This window comes from Streptomyces sp. NBC_01433 (genome assembly GCF_026340105.1).
In the GTDB taxonomy this organism is placed as follows: domain Bacteria; phylum Actinomycetota; class Actinomycetes; order Streptomycetales; family Streptomycetaceae; genus Streptomyces.
Map to the genome: position 1 here is coordinate 4,729,153 of NZ_JAPEPM010000001.1, position 16,464 is coordinate 4,745,616.

The following is a 16,464-nucleotide window of genomic DNA, read 5'->3' on the forward strand; positions in this document are numbered from 1 at the left end:
GGCCGGCGGGGCCTATTCCCCCGAACGGCCTACGCCGGGGCTACGGCCCTCGGAGGCTCGATCAGCCGGGGGGCGAGGTCAGCGTTCTCCAGGACGTCCCTGAGGTGCTTCTCGGCGACCGGGAGCACCTGGGCGATGGTGATCTCGCGGCCCAGTTCGTCACTGAGCGAGGTGACCCCCGCGTCCCGGATGCCGCAGGGCACGATCCGGTCGAACCAGGTGTTGTCCGGGTTCACGTTGAGGGCGAAACCGTGCATGGTCACGCCCTTGGCGACCCGGATCCCGATCGCGGCGAGCTTGCGGTCCTCGCGGCGCTGGCCCGCGTTGGACGGGGCGTACTCGGGGCCGTTCAGCCGGGGGTCGAACTCCTCGTCCTGGAGCCTCGGGTCGAAATCGAGCGAGAGCCCACCGGCGGACCGGCGCTCCTCGACCGGGTCGCCCAGCACCCAGACGCCGCTGCGGCCCTCGATCCGGGAGGTCTCCAGGCCGAAATCGGCGGCCGTACGGATCAGCGCGTCCTCCAGGCGGCGGACATGCGCGACGACGTCGACCGGGCGCGGCAGTTTCTGGATGGGGTAGCCCACGAGCTGCCCCGGGCCGTGCCAGGTGATCTTGCCGCCGCGGTCCACGTCGATCACCGGAGTGCCGTCCAGCGGGCGCTCGCAATCGGCGGTGCGCCGCCCCGCCGTGTAGACGGGCGGGTGCTCAAGGAGCAGGCAGGTGTCGGGGACCGTGTCCTCGAACCGGGCCGCGTGCACCTCGCGCTGCTTCTGCCAGGCCGCCTGGTACTCGACCGCTTCCTCGCCGAATCCCAGACGGACGAACCGCAGCTCACTCACGGGGATGCCTTCCTAGTCGTGGTGCCGGGAGCCAGGGGGTGTCCCCGGAGTCACGTTCACCCTGCACTGATCGCGCCCCGAGCCACTGTACGGCCGCTCCGGAACGAGCGATCCGGCAGGTCGTTCCCGTCAGCTCTGCCCGCAATCCTCACACGATCGGATGAATGTGGAGCAAATGCGGCTGTCATTGCCCGGGGGGCCGCTAAATTCGCGCCGTTCCATAAGGGCTGCCCGCCGGGCCCCGAAGGCAGGAGACCGTACAGCTGATGTCGGAACGACCCCCGCAGCGCACCCCCAACCGCCGACTCGCCTCGCTCATCGCGGAAGCCGGGTTCTCCCACGCCGGCCTGGCCCGCCGGGTCGATCAACTCGGCCTCGAACACGGCCTCGACCTGCGGTACGACAAGACCTCGGTGACCCGTTGGCTGCGGGGCCAGCAGCCGCGGGGAACCACGCCCGCGCTGATCGCCGAGGTGTTCACCCGGCGGCTGGGGCGTCGGCTCTCCACGCAGGATCTGGGCCTCGACGCGTGCGCGCCCGTCTACGCGGGACTGGAGTTCGCGGCCACCCCGGCCGAGGCGGTCGACATCGTCAGCGGTCTCTGGCGCAAGGACTCGGGCAGCCACGCGGAGCTGCGCAAGATCGCCTTCACCCCGGCCGGCCTGGTCGTGCCCAGCCGGGACTGGCTGATCGGGCGGGCCGACGAGTGGGTGGGGAACGACGAAGCGCCGGATCAGGGCGCGCCCGTGCCCGGTGCGGCGGCACCGGTCATGGCGCCGCCGGGAGTACCCCGCAGGACGGCCGGGACCGGGGCCGGGGGAGTTGGCGGACTCTCCGGCCCGATGGGCGCGGCCGCGCCGGGCGCCGGGCTCCACCGCTCCACTTTCGTGGGTGGGCAGCGCGCACGCGGCGGCGGTACGACGGGGCCCGGATACGTGCGCCCTCCCGCACCCCCGCCGCCGCCCGTCGTGCCCCGGCAGCGCTCCATCGACCGCGAACCGGGCCAACGGGTCGGCAACGGGGACGTCGCCGCCCTCCGCTCGGTCGGTGAGCTCTTCCGCACCCTCGACAACGCCTACGGCGGCGGACACGCCCGGCAGGCGCTGGTGCGGTATCTGGAACACGAGGCCGAGCCGATGCTCCGGGGGAGCTACGGCGAGACCACGGGCCGCCGGCTGTTCTCGGCGGCCGCCGACCTGACCCGGCTGGCGGGCTGGACCTCGTACGACATCACCGCGCACGGCCTCGCCCAGCGCTACTTCGTCCAGGCCCTGCGGCTCGCGCAGGCCGCCGGAGACCGGGGCTACGGCGCCTACGTGCTGATCACCATGAGCCGGCAGGCGGTCTACCTCGGGCACGGGCGGGAAGCCGTCCAGCTCGCGCGCGTCGCCCAGCAGGGCATCGGCTCCTCCGCGCCGCCCGTCGCCCAGGCGCTGCTGCACTCGGTGGAGGCGCGCGGCCACGGGGTGCTCGGTGAGGCGCGGGCGTGCGTCGCCGCGCTGGCCCGCGCCGAGCGCGCCCTGGAATCCTCGCGCCCCGGTGACGAGTTGCCGCACTGGGCCCGGTTCTTCGACGAGGCCCAGCTCGCCGACGAGTTCGGGCACTGCCACCGGGATCTCCAGCAGTACCGGGCCGCCGCGCAGCACGCGGAGCGCTCGCTCCAGCTGCGCGCCCCCGCGTACGCCCGCAGCAGGCTGTTCTGCCGCGTGGTGCTCGCCACCGCGCGGCTCGGGCTCGGCGAACTGGACCAGGCCTGCCTGCTGGGCGCCGAGGCGGCCCAGCAGGCGTCCGAGATGCGCTCGGCCCGCGCGACGGAGTACGTCCGGGAATTCGAGCGCCGCCTGGAGCCGTACCGGGACGCCGCCGCCGTACGGGGATACCGCGACCGGGTCGCCACCCTCGGCTGACCCGGCCGTGAGCGGCGGTCGCGGGTGCGGTGGCAGTCGCGGTCGCGTTCGCACGGAGCCGGTGAGGCGGGCCGGACCCGCGCCCGCCCCGGTGCGCGTGGCAGGGCTTACGCCGCCTCGGGCAGCGTGGCCCCGGCGCCGTACTCCCTCCGTATGCCCAGGTCGGTGAGGATCGCCGAAGCCGCGCGGCGCCCCGACTGCAGCGCGCCCTGGACCGTGCTCGTGTCGCGGTGGTCGCCGCACACGTACAGCCCGGCGAGCAGCCGTACCGGGCGGCGCATGTCGTGCGGGGGCGCCATCGCCGGGACCGCCTCCGGGTCGTGATGGACGGCCAGCAGCTCCCAGTCGTCCGTCGGGCTGCCGTACAGCGCCGCGAGATGGGTACGGACCGAGCGATCGAGGTCCGGCGGCGGGGTGCCGAGCACCGTCGAGCTGATCAGCGTCCGGCCCCGGGGTGCGCGCGAGGGGTCGACCTCGCTCATCACGGCGGTGTACGCGACCGGACCCGAACGATCGGCGTCCAGCAGCAGCGAGCGGCCCGTCGGCGGGGGAGCGGGCGCCGTGTGGTGAAGGACCGTCACCGGATGGAAGGACGGCGTCCGCAGCCCCGGCAGCAGCTCGGCGGCGGCACCCGCCCCGGTGGCCAGCAGCAGGGAGCGGCAGCCCAGTTCACCGTGTTCCTCGGTGCGCACCGAGGTGATGTCGGCGGCGGTGACCTGGACTCCCGTCCGTACGGTGCCCGGCGGCAGGGCGGCCGCCAGCAGTTCGGGGAGCGCCGCCGAGCCGCCCTCGGGTACGCAGAGCCCGCCCTGCGCGTAGCTGCGCAGGGCGAGGTCGGCGCAGCGGCTCGACGTGGTGAGCGCCGGATCGCTGAGCAGCGCCGAGAGCAGGGGGCGCAGAAAGCCGTCGACCGTACGGGTGGGGAGGCCGTGCGTCGGCAGGGCGGCCAGCGCGGTCCGTTCCGGCCGGGTCAGGAGCCGGCCGGCCGGGACGGTGGCCAGCCGGGACAGCGCCCCGCCGAGCCTGGCCCGGTCGATCGCCCCTGCCATCGCCCCCGCCATCGCGCCGCCCCGCGAGTCACCCCGGTGCGCCCCCTGCGGCGTACGGGAGGCGCTCGACCGGATGCGCACCGCCCGGAGTGCGCCCCTCGCGCTTCTTATGTCGCCGGTGCGGTAGCGGTGGCCCTCGCTGTGGACGAGCACTCCGGGCGAGAACTCCCGCAGCACCAGTGCGTCGAGTCCGGGGGTGAGGCGCAGCTCCGGATACGCGGTGCTGAGCAGGGGACCGATGTGGTCGAGCCGGAATCCGTCCACTTCGTGGGTGACCATCCGGCCGCCGACATCGGGGGCGGCCTCCAGGACACTGACGCTGACCCCCGCGCTGGTCAGCTGATGAGCCGCTGACAGGCCGGCTATCCCGGCCCCGATGATGACCACGTCCGCGTGATGTGCCGTGCTGAGCACAGGACCCTCCCCGAGTCGGCGCGACTGGTGGGAGGCTCTTGCCCCCAACAGGCCCCCGGAATGCCGGAGTTCGGGTCGAGGGTAGGAGGATGGCCGATACGGGTACAGTCACGCGCGGCCGGCAACGGGTGCACGGGGTCGCACACGCCCGCGCCGCCTCCCGCCGCCGGGAGACCGTCAGCGCAGAGCCGCGCGGATGGCGGCGTCGATTCCGGGGAAGGCGAAGGTGAATCCCGAGTCGAGGAGCCGGCCCGGCAGCACGCGCTGGCTGCCCAGCACGTCCTCCGCGAAGTCCCCGAGGGCCAGGCGCAGCGCGGGCGCGGGGGCGGTGAAGAGGGTCGGGCGGCGCAGCACCCGGCCCATCGCGGCGGTCACCTCGGCGTTGGTGACGGGGTCGGGCCCGGTCAGGTTCAGCGGTCCGGACAGCGTGCGGGTGTCGAGGATGTGGCGCAGGGCCGCGACATGGTCGTGCAGCGCGATGAAGCTCCAGTACTGGCGGCCGTCGCCCATCCGCCCGCCCAGCCCGGCCTTGAACAGCGGGAAGAGCTTTCCCCAGGCCCCGCCCTGACGGGCGACCACCAGCCCGGTGCGCGCGTGCACCGTCCGTACGCCCGCCTCCTCGGCGGCGGCGGTGGCCGCCTCCCACTCCTCGCACACGGACGGCAGGAAACCGTCGCCGGGCGGCGCGCTCTCGTCCACCGCGCGGTCCCCGGTATCGCCGTAGAAGCCGATGGCGGACCCGGACAGCAGGAGTTCGGGCGGAGTGTCGAGCGAGGCCACGGCCTCGGCGATCGCGGCCGTTCCCAGCACCCGGCTGTCGCGGATCTCGCGTTTGTACGCCTCGGTCCAGCGGTGGTCGCCGACCCCGGCGCCGGCGAGGTGGACGACGGCGCCGCAGCCGACCAGGCCCGCCACATCGACGTAGCCCCGGTGGGGATCCCACTCCACCTCGTCGTCGGCGGCGGCAGGCCGCCGCACCAGGCGGGCGACCTCGTGCCCGTCGGCCCGCAGCGAGCGCACCAGCGCCGCTCCGATGAGTCCGGTCGATCCGCTGACGGCGATACGGGAGCGCGGCATGGTCCCATCCTGCCCCATGGGTCACACGAAAATGCCGCGTGGCACAGTGATGCCATGGCCTCGTTCTCCCTTCTCCCCGTCCGTCACGCCCTGCTCGCCGACAACGAGGAGCTGGGGGAGCTCGACCGGGCCACCTGGTCGACGCTGCACGCCGTACAGCCGCAGGCGCAGCCGCCGTACGACGCCTTCTACGACGAGCGGCACCGGCCCGAGGACTTTCTCGTGGCGGAGGCGGAGGCGAAGGCGAAGGTGGAGGCAGAGGCAGGGGCAGAGGCAGAGGCAGGGACGAAGGCGGAGGTGGAGGCGGCGGCGAGCGATTCCGAGGGGCTTCGCATCGCCGGGTACATCCGGCTCGTGCCGCCGACCCCGCTGGCCTGCAACGCGCACGTACGGCAGATACAGGGCCTCGCCGTCGCCGACTGGGCGCGCGGCAACGGCGTCGCGCGGACCCTGCTGCGGGCCGCGTTCGCCGAGGCGCGGCGCCAGGGTGCCAACCGGATCACGCTGCGCGTGCTCGGGCACAACGCCCCCGCCCGCGCCCTGTACGCGTCGGAGGGCTTCGTCGTGGAGGGCGTGCTGAGCGGGGAGTTCTTCCTGAACGGGCGCTACGTCGACGACGTCCTGATGGGGCGCTCGCTCACCCCTTGAACAGCCGTGTTCCGCCCATGAGTTCATGCAGGCAGCGCACCGCGAGCGCGGCGGGCGAGCCGAGGCCGGTCGCCGGTGCGTCGGTCCGGGCCCATGCCTCAAGAGCCACCCGCACCGCGGCCGTGGCGGCCGCGGCGGCGAGCCGTACCTCCAGGGGGTCCGCGCCCCGGCCCGCCAGCCGGGCCAGTACCGGAAGCAGCCGCTCCTCGGAATCCTGATTGACCCGGTACCAGACGGCGCGCAGCGCCGGATCGCCGTCGGCCGCCCGGAGCAGGCCGCGCGTCCAGACGAGCTGCTCGGCGGCTGACGCGTCCGGCGCGGCCAGCGCCTCGGTGACGGCGCGCTCCAGGACCTCGGCGAACGGGGAGCCCGGCTCCGCTGCTTCGAGCAGGGCCCGCCAGCGCTCGGCGCCGCCGGACAGCAGCGGGCCCACCGCGTCCTGCTTGGAGCGGAAGTACCGGTAGAAGGTGCGCAGCGCCACGCCCGCGCGGTGGGCGATGTCCTCGGCCGTGGTGCCGTCGGGCCCGCGCTCGGTGAAGAGGGCCGCGGCCGCCCGTGCGATGTCCAGCTGGGTCGCGGCCTTGCGGCGTTCGGTGAGGGACGGCTGCTGAGTGCTCATTCCCTGCAGATTACCCGGCGGCAGCGGTGCGGACGGAACAGTGATGCGCGAAATGCCGTTGTGGCAAAACGTGCCATCTAGACGTACGGTGGACACGCATCGGGATATCCATCCGGATATCCACCGTGACATTCATCGGGACGTTCATCGGAGCATCCGGCGGGGACCCACCGTCGGATCGGTCCGGAATCGGGAGACACCACATGAACCGCTACGAAGGCCGCCGCGCCCTCATCACCGGCGGCGGCTCGGGCATCGGCCGGGCCACCGTCCACCGCGTCCTGGCCGAGGGCGGGCGCGTCGTCGCCGCAGACGTCAGCGAGGCGGGACTCAAGGGCACGTACGACACGGCCGTGGCCAACGGCACCGCGGACCGCCTCACCACCATGACCCTGGACATCTCCGACGAGGCGGCGGTACGCGCCGGTGTCGCCTCGGCGGTCGACACGCTCGGCGGCCTCGACGTCCTGGTGAACGCGGCCGGGATCCTGCGCTCCGAACACACGCACAAGACCACGCTGGAGTTCTTCAACAAGATCATCGCGGTCAACCTCACCGGCACGTTCCTGATGGTCCGTGAGGCGATACCGGCCCTGCTGGCGGGCGAGGGCCCGGTCGTCGTGAACTTCTCGTCCACCTCGGCGAGCTTCGCGCACCCGTACATGGCGGCCTACGCCGCGAGCAAGGGCGGCATCCAGTCGATGACCCACGCCCTGGCGAGCGAGTACAGCAAGCAGGGGGTGCGGTTCGTCGCCGTCGCTCCGGGCTCGATCTCCTCCGACATGACGAGCGGCAACGGTCCCGGCCTGCCCGCCGATGCCGACATGTCGCTCTTCATGAAGCTCTCCCCGGCCCTCGGAGAGGGTTTCGCGAGCCCGGACACCGTGGCGGGCGTCGTCGCGATGCTCGGTTCCGAGGACGGGGCGTTCATCACCGGTACGGAGATCCGTATCGACGGCGGAACCCACTTCTGAGGAGGAAGTCTCTTCAACGGCCGACGGCCGACGGCCGACGGCCGACGGCCGACGGCCGACGGCCGACGGCCGACGGCCGACGGCCGACGGCCGACGGCCAGCGGCTCGGGCCGGAGGCCGGCGGCCCAGGCCGGAAGCGGCCCGCGGCTCAGGCGGCGCCGAAGCGGTCCCACAGCATGGGGAAACGTGCCGCCAGGGCCGCTTCGTCCTCGAAGTCCACCGGGGTGCCCTCGGGATCCGTGGCCTGGGGCGGAAGTCCCAGGTCCGGGGCGACCACTCCGGTGAGCTGTTCGTACGCCTCGTCCGCGGCGTAGCCCAGGTCCTCGGCGTCCCCGTCGAGCTCCTCGTCGAAGTCGTCGAGAAGTTCGGCGAGGCTGTCCGGATCGTGCACGGCTCCCTCGAAGACCTCCCGGCCCTGGCCGATCAGCCAGCACCGGAAGTAGTCGAACGCGTCGTCGCTCGCCCCGCCGAGGAGCAGCGAGGCGGCGCCCCACAGATCCCAGCGGTACGCGCGGTTGTAGCGGGCCTCGAAGTGCCTGGCGAAGTCCAGCACGGAATCGGGATCGAGCTGCACCAGCCGTTCGACGAGCAGGTCGGCGTGGTCCTCGGGGTCGCCCTCGGCGGCCTCGCGGGTGCTGTCGATGATCTCCCAGAATTCCGTCTCGTCCATCACGGGTACAGCATCGTGCTTGGCGGCGGGCGATGCACGCGGAGACACCGAAATGCAGCCTTTCAGCGATAGAGGTCGCGCAGGCGTTCGGCGGCCTCCGTGAAGCGGTCGCGCAGGCCGGGCGGCTCCAGGATCTCCAACTCGGGTCCCAGCGCCAGCAGCTGGTCGTACGCCACGTCGAGCGACTCGACCGGCAGGGTGACCGTGCGCCACCCGTCCGTGTCAGGGGGCCCGGCGGCGGCCAGCGCTTCCTGGGCGGCGGCCCGGTCGCCCGCGTACGCCAGTTGCCGGGCACCGGCCCGCGACACCCGTACGGTCACCTCGGTATGCAGCAGGGACCGGGCGAACTGGGCCGCCCGCTCGGCCCAGAAGCCGGGGAGGTCGAACCCCTCGTCCCGCTCGAAGTGCCCGTCCGCCAGGTCCACCCCGGTGAAACGGTCGATCCGATACACCCGGAAGTCGTCCGCCACCCGGGCGCACAGGTACCAGACCCCTGCCTTGAGGACGAGACCGTACGGAGCCAGTTCCCGCTCCACCTCCGTCCCGTCCCGGCCGCCCCTGCGGTAGCGGGCCCGGACGGGGCGGTCGTCCCAGACGGCCTCGGCCACGGCGGGCAGCAGCTCGGGGGTGGCCGGTTCCTGGTACCAGCCCGGGGCGTCCAGATGGAAGCGCTGGGTGGCGGAGTCGGAGGCGTCCCGCAACGAGGGCAGCAGGGCCGCCGACACCTTCAGCCGGGCGGCGGACGCGGCGTCGTCCAGGCCCATCTCGCGCAGCGCGGAGGGGAGCCCGGACAGGAAGAGGGCCTCGGCCTCGTTACGGGCGAGGCCGGTGAGACGGGTGCGGTAACCGCCGATGAGCCGGTAGCCGCCGGCCCGGCCCCGGTCCGCGTACACCGGGACACCCGCCTCCGAGAGCGCCTGCGCGTCGCGGGTGACGGTCCGCTCCGAGACCTCCAGCTCCCTGGCCAGTTCGGCGGCGGTCATGGTGGGGCGGGACTGGAGGAGCAGCACCATTTTGATCAGGCGGGCAGCACGCATGGGCCCCATTGTCGCCGCACGGCCACGGCGCGGGCGCGGGCGCGTACGACGAAGCCCCCGGATCGCCGGGCGGGCGTGACCAGCACACCCGCCGGCGATCCGGGGGCCATCGAGGGATCAGAGCCCGTACCGCTCCCGGGCCTCCTTGACCACGGACGCGGGGACCTCGCCGCGCCGGGCCAGCTGGGCCAGGGCCGCGACCGTGATCGACTCGGCGTCGACGCCGAAGTGGCGGCGGGCCGCGTCACGGGTGTCGGAGAGACCGAAGCCGTCCGTGCCGAGCGAGGACCAGTCCTGGTCCACCCACTGGCTGATCTGGTCCGGGACCTGACGCATCCAGTCGCTGACCGCGAGCACCGGGCCCGGCGCACCGGAGAGCGCCTGGGTCACGTACGGCACCCGCTGCTCGCCGCGGAGCAGCGCCTCGTCGGCATCCAGCGCGTCGCGGCGCAGCTCGCCCCACGAGGTGGCGGACCAGACATCGGCCGTGACACCCCAGTCGGCGGCCAGCAGCTCCTGGGCCCTCAGGGCCCAGTGGATCGCCGTACCGGAGGCCAGCAGCTGGAGGCGCGGCGCGTCCGCCTTCGCGGGCGTGCCCTCCTTGAAGCGGTACAGGCCCTTGATGATGCCCTCCTCGACGCCTTCCGGCATCGCGGGCTGGGGCTTCGGCTCGTTGTAGACCGTCAGGTAGTAGAAGACGTTCTCGGCCTCGGGGCCGTACATCCGGCGCAGACCGTCCTTGACGATCACCGCGATCTCGTACGCGAACGCCGGGTCGTAGTTGAGCGAGGCCGGGTTCGTGGCCGCGATCAGGTGCGAGTGGCCGTCCGCGTGCTGGAGACCCTCACCCGTGAGCGTCGTACGGCCCGCCGTGGCGCCGACGATGAAGCCCTTGCCGAGTTGGTCGGCGAGCTGCCACATCTGGTCGCCGGTCCGCTGCCAGCCGAACATCGAGTAGAAGATGTAGAAGGGGATCATCGTCTCGCCGTGCGTCGCGTACGACGTGGAGGCGGCGATGAAGTCGGCCATGGCCCCGGCCTCGGTGATCCCCTCGTTGAGGATCTGGCCGTCCTTGGCTTCCTTGTAATACATCAGCTGGTCGCGGTCGACCGGGTCGTACGTCTGGCCCAGCGGGGAGTAGATACCGGCCGACGGGAACAGCGACTCCATACCGAAGGTACGGGCCTCGTCCGGGACGATCGGCACCCAGCGCCTGCCGGTCTCCTTGTCCCGCATCAGGTCCTTGACCAGGCGCACGAACGCCATGGTGGTGGCCATCTCCTGCTTGCCGGAACCCTTGTACAGCGCCTTGAACGCGCGCTCCTCCGGCTGCGGCAGGGCCGCGGCGTGCACCCGGCGGGCCGGGGCGGGGCCACCGAGGGCGGCACGGCGCTCCTGGAGGTAACGCACCTCGGGGGAGTCGGCGCCCGGGTGGCCGTACGGCACCAGCCCGTCCTCGAAGGCGCTGTCCGGGATCGGGAGTCCGAGCAGCTCGCGCATGCTCTTGAACTCGTCGATCGACAGCTTCTTCATCTGGTGGTTGGCGTTCTTGGACTCGAAGCCCTTGCCGAGCGTGTGGCCCTTCACCGTCTGGGCGAGGATCACGGTCGGCGCGCCCTTGTGCTCGACGGCCGCGCGGTACGCCGCGTACACCTTGCGGGCCTCGTGGCCACCGCGGGAGGTGTAGAAACACTCGGCGATCTTCGCGTCGGGGAGCAGCCTCGCCAGCTCGACGAGCGCGGGCTCGGCGCCGAAGAAGTGCTCACGGATGTACGCGATGTCGCGGGTGGCGTACGTCTGGAACTGCGCGTCCGGGACCGCCCGGAGCCGGCGGACCAGCGCACCGGTGGTGTCCAGCTGGAACAGCTCGTCCCAGGCACTGCCCCAGAGCGTCTTGATGACGTTCCAGCCGGCCCCGCGGAAGGCGCCCTCCAGCTCCTGGACCACGCGGAAGTTGGCGCGGACGGGGCCGTCGAGGCGCTGCAGGTTGCAGTTGATGACGAAGGTCAGGTTGTCGAGCTGCTCACGGGCCGCGAGGGCGAGGGCGGCGGTCGACTCGGGCTCGTCCATCTCGCCGTCGCCGAGGAAGGCCCAGACGTGCGAGTTCGACGTGTCCTTGATGCTGCGGTTGGTCAGATAGCGGTTGAAGCGCGCCTGGTAGATGGCCGAGAGCGGGCCGAGTCCCATCGACACGGTGGGGAACTCCCACAGCCAGGGCAGCCGCCGCGGGTGCGGGTAGGACGGCAGACCCTCGCCGCCCGCCTCCTGGCGGAAGTTGTCCAGCTGCTGCTCGCTGAGCCGGCCGTCGAGGAAGGCGCGGGCGTAGATGCCGGGGGAGGCGTGGCCCTGGATGTAGAGCTGGTCGCCGGAGCCGTCCCCCTCCTTGCCGCGGAAGAAGTGGTTGAAGCCCGTCTCGTACAGCCAGGCGGCCGAGGCGAAGGTGGCGATGTGGCCGCCGACGCCGAGCCGGGAGCCGCGGGTGACCATCGCGGCCGCGTTCCAGCGGTTCCAGGCGGTGATCCTGGACTCCAGCTCCAGGTCACCGTCGAACGCGGGCTCGGCGGCGGTCGGGATGGAGTTGACGTAATCGGTCTCCAGCAGCTTGGGCAGCGCGAGACCGGCGCCCTCGGCGTGCTGCAGCGAACGCCGCATCAGGTACGCGGCGCGGTGCGGGCCCGCGGCCTTGGTGACGGCGTCCAGGGAGGCCGCCCATTCGGCGGTCTCCTCGGGGTCGCGGTCCGGGAGCTGGTCGAGCTCGCTCGGAAGCTTTCCTACGGGGTCGGTCATGATCGCCGCCTTCCGGAGAGGAGGGGGGTGGAGAAGGCCCTGGCTGGCAGGACAGGGCGATGGGGCCGGTGGGCCCGCGGAGTGAACTGTAAGTCGCTGATCGATGATCGATCAAAGGATTGAAGGCAAAACTTCTCGATCTGAAGAAAAGTGGCATGGGGTGCCGCGAATCGGGGCACGGAGTGACGGGGCAAAGTGCGCATAAGGGGCGGCCGGCCGCACAGTCGAGCGCTCGTCACCGCAGATGATCGAAGGGGTCATGCGCGCGGCGCGCAGCCCAGGACATGTGCCTTGACCAGCACTCCGATCTGCGGGTCCTGCCGGAGGAACGCGTCGATGAGCGCCTCGTGCTCCTCCGCGTACGACTTCTGCACCGTGCCCAGCCAGCGGATCGACAGGGCCGTGAACACCTCGATGCCCAGCCCCTCCCAGGTGTGCAGCAGAACGGCGTTCCCGGCGGCCCGCACCATCTCCCGGTGGAACGCCACCGTGTGCCGCACCTGGGCCTCTCCGTCGGCCAGCCGGTCCGCCTCGTACAGGGCCGCCACATGCGGCGTCAGCGCCGAGCAGTCCTCGGCCAGCACCCCGGCCGCCAGCTCCGCCGCGATCTGCTCCAGACCGGCCCGTACGGGATAGCTCTCCTCCAGGTCGGCCGCGGTGAGATTGCGGACCCGGACGCCCTTGTTGGGCGCCGACTCGATCAGCCGCAGCGTCTCCAGCTCGCGCAGCGCCTCGCGTACGGGCGTCTGGCTGACCTCCAGCTCGGTGGCGATGCGCCGCTCCACGATCCGCTCGCCCGGCTTCCAGCGCCCGCTGACGATCCCGTCCACGATGTGCTCGCGGATCTGCTCGCGCAGCGAGTGGACGACGGGCGGGGTCATGAGGTGCTCCTTCTGGCAAACCGGTGCTGCCTCCACCATCACGGCGGCAGGGTGACCGGTGGTGTCTAGACAATACGGCGGCGCCCCCGTCCGGAAGTGTCCCGGACGGGGGCGCCGCTGGTGAGGCTGGTTACAAGCGCGTGGTTCAGAGGCCGAGCTCGACCTCGAACTCACCGGCTTCCAGGATCGCCTTGACCGTGGTCAGGTAACGGGCGGCGTCCGCGCCGTCCACCAGACGGTGGTCGTAGGAGAGGGCCAGGTACGTCATGTCGCGTACCGCGATCGTCTCGCCGAGGTCCGGGTGGTCGATGACCACCGGACGGCGGACCGTGGCACCGATGCCCAGGATGGCTGCCTGGTTCGGGGGCACGATGACGGTGTCGAACAGGGCACCGCGCGAACCGGTGTTGCTGACCGTGAAGGTGGCACCGGACATGTCGTCCGGGGTCAGGCCGCCACCGCGGGCCTTGCCGGCCAGCTCGGCGGTCTTCTTCGAGATACCGGCGATGTTCAGGTCGCCCGCACCCTTGATGACCGGGGTCATCAGACCCTTCTCGGCGTCCACGGCGATGCCGATGTTCTCCGAGTCGAAGTACGTGATGGTGCCGTCGGCCTCGTTGATCCGGGCGTTGACGACCGGGTGGGCCTTCAGCGCCTGGGCCGCCGCCTTCACGAAGAACGGCATCGGGGACAGCTTGACGCCCTCACGGGCGGCGAAGGAGGCCTTCGCCTGGTTGCGCAGCTTCATCAGCTTGGTGATGTCGACCTCGACGACCGAGGTCAGCTGGGCCTGCGAGTGCAGCGCCTTCATCATGTTGTCGCCGATGACCTTGCGCATGCGGGTCATCTTGACCGTCTGACCGCGCAGCGGGGACACCTCAAGCTTGGGCGCCTTCGCCGCGGCCGGAGCCGGAGCGGCGGCCGGAGCCGGAGCGGCAGCGGCGGCCTTGGCGGCCTCCGCGGCGGCGACGACGTCCTGCTTGCGGATGCGGCCACCGACGCCGGTGCCCTTGACGGCTCCGAGGTCGACGCCGTTCTCGGCGGCGAGCTTGCGGACCAGCGGCGTGACGTACGCGCCGTCGTCACCGGAGGGCGCGGCCGGAGCGGCCGGAGCCGGGGTGACGGCTGCCGGAGCGGCGACCGGAGCCGGAGCGGCCACCGGGGCGGCGGGAGCCACCGGGGCCGGGGCAGCGGGTGCCGGGGCGGCGACCGGAGCCGGAGCCGGAGCAGCCGGAGCCGGGGTGACGGCTGCCGGAGCGGCGACCGGAGCCGGAGCCGGGGCGGCGGCGGGCGCCGGGGCGGCCGGAGCCGGAGCGGAACCGGCGGCACCGATGACGGCGAGCTTGGCGCCGACCTCGGCGGTCTCGTCCTCGGCGACCACGATCTCCAGCAGCACACCGGAAACCGGGGCGGGGATCTCGGTGTCGACCTTGTCCGTGGAGACCTCAAGGAGGGGCTCGTCCTCCGTGACCTCCTCGCCGACCTCCTTCAGCCAGCGGGTGACGGTGCCCTCGGTGACGCTCTCGCCGAGCGCGGGGAGGGTGACATCGGTACCGGTGGCGGCACCGGCCGGGGCGGCGGCCGGAGCCTCGGCCACGGGGGCCGGAGCGGCGGGTGCCTCGGCGACCGGGGCCGGAGCCTCGGCGGCGGGTGCGGGTGCGGGGGCCGCGGGTGCCTCGGCGGCCGGAGCGGCGGCCGGGGCCGGGGCGCCGGTGCCGTCGTCGATGACGGCCAGCTCGGCGCCGACCTCGACGGTCTCGTCCTCGGCGACCTTGATGGACGCCAGGATGCCGGACGCGGGGGCCGGGATCTCGGTGTCGACCTTGTCGGTCGAGACCTCCAGCAGCGGCTCGTCGGCCTCGACGCGCTCGCCCTCGGCCTTCAGCCAGCGGGTGACAGTGCCCTCGGTGACGCTCTCGCCGAGCGCCGGAAGGGTTACGGAAACCGACATGGTTTCAGTTGCTCCTTACGAAAATGCGGAAGTGGTCGGTCGTCGCGCCCGGGACTGAAGATCAGTCGTGGGAGTGGAGAGGCTTGCCGGCCAGAGCCAGGTGGGCCTCGCCCATGGCCTCGTTCTGGGTCGGGTGGGCGTGGATGAGCTGCGCGACCTCGGAGGGCAGCGCCTCCCAGTTGTAGATCAGCTGAGCTTCGCCGACCTGCTCGCCCATACGGTCACCGACCATGTGGACGCCGACCACGGCACCGTCCTTGACCTGGACGAGCTTGATCTCGCCCGCGGTCTTCAGGATCTTGCTCTTGCCGTTGCCCGCGAGGTTGTACTTGAGGGCGACGACCTTGTCCGCGCCGTAGATCTCCTTGGCCTTGGCCTCGGTGATCCCGACGGAGGCGACCTCGGGGTGGCAGTACGTCACCTTCGGCACGCCGTCGTAGTCGATCGGGACGGTCTTGAGACCGGCCAGCCGCTCCGCCACCAGGATGCCCTCGGCGAAGCCGACGTGGGCGAGCTGGAGGGTCGGGGCCAGGTCGCCGACGGCCGAGATGGTCGGGACGTTGGTCTGCATGTACTCGTCGACGAGGACGTAGCCGCGGTCCATCGCGACACCCGCCTCCTCGTAGCCCAGGCCCTGCGAGACCGGGCCGCGGCCGATGGCGACCAGGAGCAGCTCCGCCTCGAAGGTCTTGCCGTCGGCGAGCGTCACGCGGACGCCGTCCTGCGTGTACTCGGCCTTGTCGAAGAACGTACCGAGGTTGAACTTGATGCCGCGCTTGCGGAACGCGCGCTCAAGAAGCTTCGAGCTGTTCTCGTCCTCGACCGGGACCAGGTGCTTGAGGCCCTCGACGATGGTGATGTCGGTGCCGAAGGACTTCCACGCCGAGGCGAACTCGACGCCGATCACGCCGCCGCCCAGCACGATCGCGGACTTCGGTACGCGGTCCAGCTTCAGCGCGTGGTCCGAGGAGATGATCCGGTTGCCGTCGATCTCCAGGCCCGGCAGCGACTTCGGCACGGAGCCGGTCGCGAGCAGCACGTGGCGGCCCTCGACGCGCTGGCCGTTCACGTCGACCGAGGTGGCGGACGAGAGCCGGCCCTCACCCTCGATGTAGTGGACCTTGCGCGAGGCGATGAGACCCTGCAGACCCTTGTACAGGCCCGTGATCACTTCGTCCTTGTACTTGTGGACGGCCTCGATGTCGATGCCCTCGAAGGTCGCCTTGACGCCGAACTGGCCGGCCTCGCGAGCCTGGTCGGCGATCTCGCCGGCGTGCAGCAGCGCCTTCGTGGGAATGCAGCCGTTGTGCAGGCAGGTACCGCCGACCTTGCCCTTCTCGATCAGGGCGACGTCCAGGCCCAGCTGAGCTCCACGCAGGGCCGCGGCATAACCGCCGCTGCCACCGCCGAGGATCACTAGGTCGAAAACGGTGCTGGCGTCGTTCGCCACGTCACGTCCTCCATGCATGTGCGCCGTACGCCGGGCCCCGTCGCTGGGGTGTGACCGGCCGGTCGGCTGGTGTTCGGCCGCTTTTGTTATTCGGCCCTGTGGTGGGGGCCCTGTCCTGCCGAGAACCCATCTTCGCACTTGTTGACGGTGGGCGGGACGCG

At 72.1% G+C, this 16,464-nt stretch carries 13 protein-coding genes; 3 read left to right on the top strand and 10 right to left on the bottom strand.

What is annotated here, in order from left to right; genetic code table 11:
• Positions 1–29 precede the first annotated feature (29 nt).
• The gene (lipB, locus tag OG413_RS21290) at positions 30–839 is read right to left on the bottom strand and encodes a lipoyl(octanoyl) transferase LipB (RefSeq protein ID WP_266807796.1); all 810 of its coding nucleotides are present in this window, start codon (positions 837–839) and stop codon (positions 30–32) included.
• A gap of 266 nt (positions 840–1,105) precedes the next feature.
• On the opposite strand from lipB, the gene OG413_RS21295 reads away from it, so the two are divergent.
• On the top strand, positions 1,106–2,746 hold the full coding sequence (locus OG413_RS21295; RefSeq protein ID WP_266807797.1) for a regulator: 1,641 nt from the start codon (positions 1,106–1,108) through the stop codon (positions 2,744–2,746).
• Positions 2,747–2,853: 107 nt separating this feature from the next.
• On the opposite strand, the gene OG413_RS21300 is transcribed toward OG413_RS21295, so the two are convergent.
• Together OG413_RS21300 and OG413_RS21305 are read right to left on the bottom strand one after the other, a co-directional pair.
• The gene (locus tag OG413_RS21300; protein WP_266807799.1) at positions 2,854–4,209 is read right to left on the bottom strand and encodes an NAD(P)/FAD-dependent oxidoreductase; all 1,356 of its coding nucleotides are present in this window, start codon (positions 4,207–4,209) and stop codon (positions 2,854–2,856) included.
• Between the two features lie 177 nt (positions 4,210–4,386).
• The gene (locus tag OG413_RS21305) at positions 4,387–5,286 is read right to left on the bottom strand and encodes a TIGR01777 family oxidoreductase (protein ID WP_266807801.1); all 900 of its coding nucleotides are present in this window, start codon (positions 5,284–5,286) and stop codon (positions 4,387–4,389) included.
• A 54-nt stretch (positions 5,287–5,340) separates the two neighbouring features.
• On the opposite strand from OG413_RS21305, the gene OG413_RS21310 reads away from it, so the two are divergent.
• Positions 5,341–5,934, top strand: a complete 594-nt coding sequence (locus tag OG413_RS21310) for a GNAT family N-acetyltransferase (RefSeq protein ID WP_266807803.1) — start codon at positions 5,341–5,343, stop codon at positions 5,932–5,934.
• Here the strand turns inward: OG413_RS21310 and OG413_RS21315 are convergent.
• Positions 5,924–6,553, bottom strand: a complete 630-nt coding sequence (locus tag OG413_RS21315) for a TetR family transcriptional regulator (RefSeq protein WP_266807805.1) — start codon at positions 6,551–6,553, stop codon at positions 5,924–5,926. The genes OG413_RS21310 and OG413_RS21315 overlap by 11 nt on opposite strands.
• Positions 6,554–6,756: 203 nt before the next feature.
• Here OG413_RS21315 and OG413_RS21320 point away from each other — a divergent pair, with 203 nt between their 5' ends.
• Positions 6,757–7,527, top strand: a complete 771-nt coding sequence (locus OG413_RS21320; protein ID WP_266807807.1) for an SDR family NAD(P)-dependent oxidoreductase — start codon at positions 6,757–6,759, stop codon at positions 7,525–7,527.
• Positions 7,528–7,675: 148 nt separating this feature from the next.
• On the opposite strand, the gene OG413_RS21325 is transcribed toward OG413_RS21320, so the two are convergent.
• The 6 genes from OG413_RS21325 to lpdA all read right to left on the bottom strand — a co-directional run bounded on the left by OG413_RS21325 (position 7,676) and on the right by lpdA (position 16,303).
• On the bottom strand, positions 7,676–8,197 hold the full coding sequence (locus OG413_RS21325; protein WP_266810278.1) for a DUF4240 domain-containing protein: 522 nt from the start codon (positions 8,195–8,197) through the stop codon (positions 7,676–7,678).
• A 62-nt stretch (positions 8,198–8,259) separates the two neighbouring features.
• Positions 8,260–9,234: a YafY family protein gene (locus tag OG413_RS21330; protein WP_266807809.1), complete on the bottom strand. Its 975-nt coding sequence runs from the start codon at positions 9,232–9,234 to the stop codon at positions 8,260–8,262.
• Positions 9,235–9,351: 117 nt separating this feature from the next.
• Entirely contained in the window at positions 9,352–12,021 is a 2,670-nt protein-coding gene (aceE, locus tag OG413_RS21335; protein ID WP_266807811.1) for a pyruvate dehydrogenase (acetyl-transferring), homodimeric type, read from the bottom strand.
• Between the two features lie 257 nt (positions 12,022–12,278).
• Entirely contained in the window at positions 12,279–12,902 is a 624-nt protein-coding gene (locus OG413_RS21340; RefSeq protein ID WP_073725126.1) for a GntR family transcriptional regulator, read from the bottom strand.
• 145 nt (positions 12,903–13,047) lie between these two features.
• Positions 13,048–14,853, bottom strand: coding sequence for a 2-oxoglutarate dehydrogenase, E2 component, dihydrolipoamide succinyltransferase (sucB, locus tag OG413_RS21345; protein ID WP_266807813.1), 1,806 nt, complete (start codon positions 14,851–14,853; stop codon positions 13,048–13,050).
• 61 nt (positions 14,854–14,914) lie between these two features.
• Positions 14,915–16,303: a dihydrolipoyl dehydrogenase gene (lpdA, locus tag OG413_RS21350; RefSeq protein WP_266807814.1), complete on the bottom strand. Its 1,389-nt coding sequence runs from the start codon at positions 16,301–16,303 to the stop codon at positions 14,915–14,917.
• Positions 16,304–16,464 lie beyond the last annotated feature (161 nt).

Bases quoted from the DNA above. Each gene is read 5' to 3' on its own strand.
- OG413_RS21340 (WP_073725126.1), bottom strand. From the start codon at position 12,902: ATGACCCCGCCCGTCGTCCACTCGCTGCGCGAGCAGATCCGCGAGCAC.
- OG413_RS21325 (WP_266810278.1), bottom strand. From the start codon at position 8,197: ATGGACGAGACGGAATTCTGGGAGATCATCGACAGCACCCGCGAGGCC.
- OG413_RS21295 (WP_266807797.1), top strand. From the start codon at position 1,106: ATGTCGGAACGACCCCCGCAGCGCACCCCCAACCGCCGACTCGCCTCG.
- aceE (WP_266807811.1), bottom strand. From the start codon at position 12,021: ATGACCGACCCCGTAGGAAAGCTTCCGAGCGAGCTCGACCAGCTCCCG.
- OG413_RS21305 (WP_266807801.1), bottom strand. From the start codon at position 5,286: ATGCCGCGCTCCCGTATCGCCGTCAGCGGATCGACCGGACTCATCGGA.
- OG413_RS21330 (WP_266807809.1), bottom strand. From the start codon at position 9,234: ATGCGTGCTGCCCGCCTGATCAAAATGGTGCTGCTCCTCCAGTCCCGC.
- OG413_RS21320 (WP_266807807.1), top strand. From the start codon at position 6,757: ATGAACCGCTACGAAGGCCGCCGCGCCCTCATCACCGGCGGCGGCTCG.
- sucB (WP_266807813.1), bottom strand. From the start codon at position 14,853: ATGTCGGTTTCCGTAACCCTTCCGGCGCTCGGCGAGAGCGTCACCGAG.
- OG413_RS21315 (WP_266807805.1), bottom strand. From the start codon at position 6,553: ATGAGCACTCAGCAGCCGTCCCTCACCGAACGCCGCAAGGCCGCGACC.
- OG413_RS21310 (WP_266807803.1), top strand. From the start codon at position 5,341: ATGGCCTCGTTCTCCCTTCTCCCCGTCCGTCACGCCCTGCTCGCCGAC.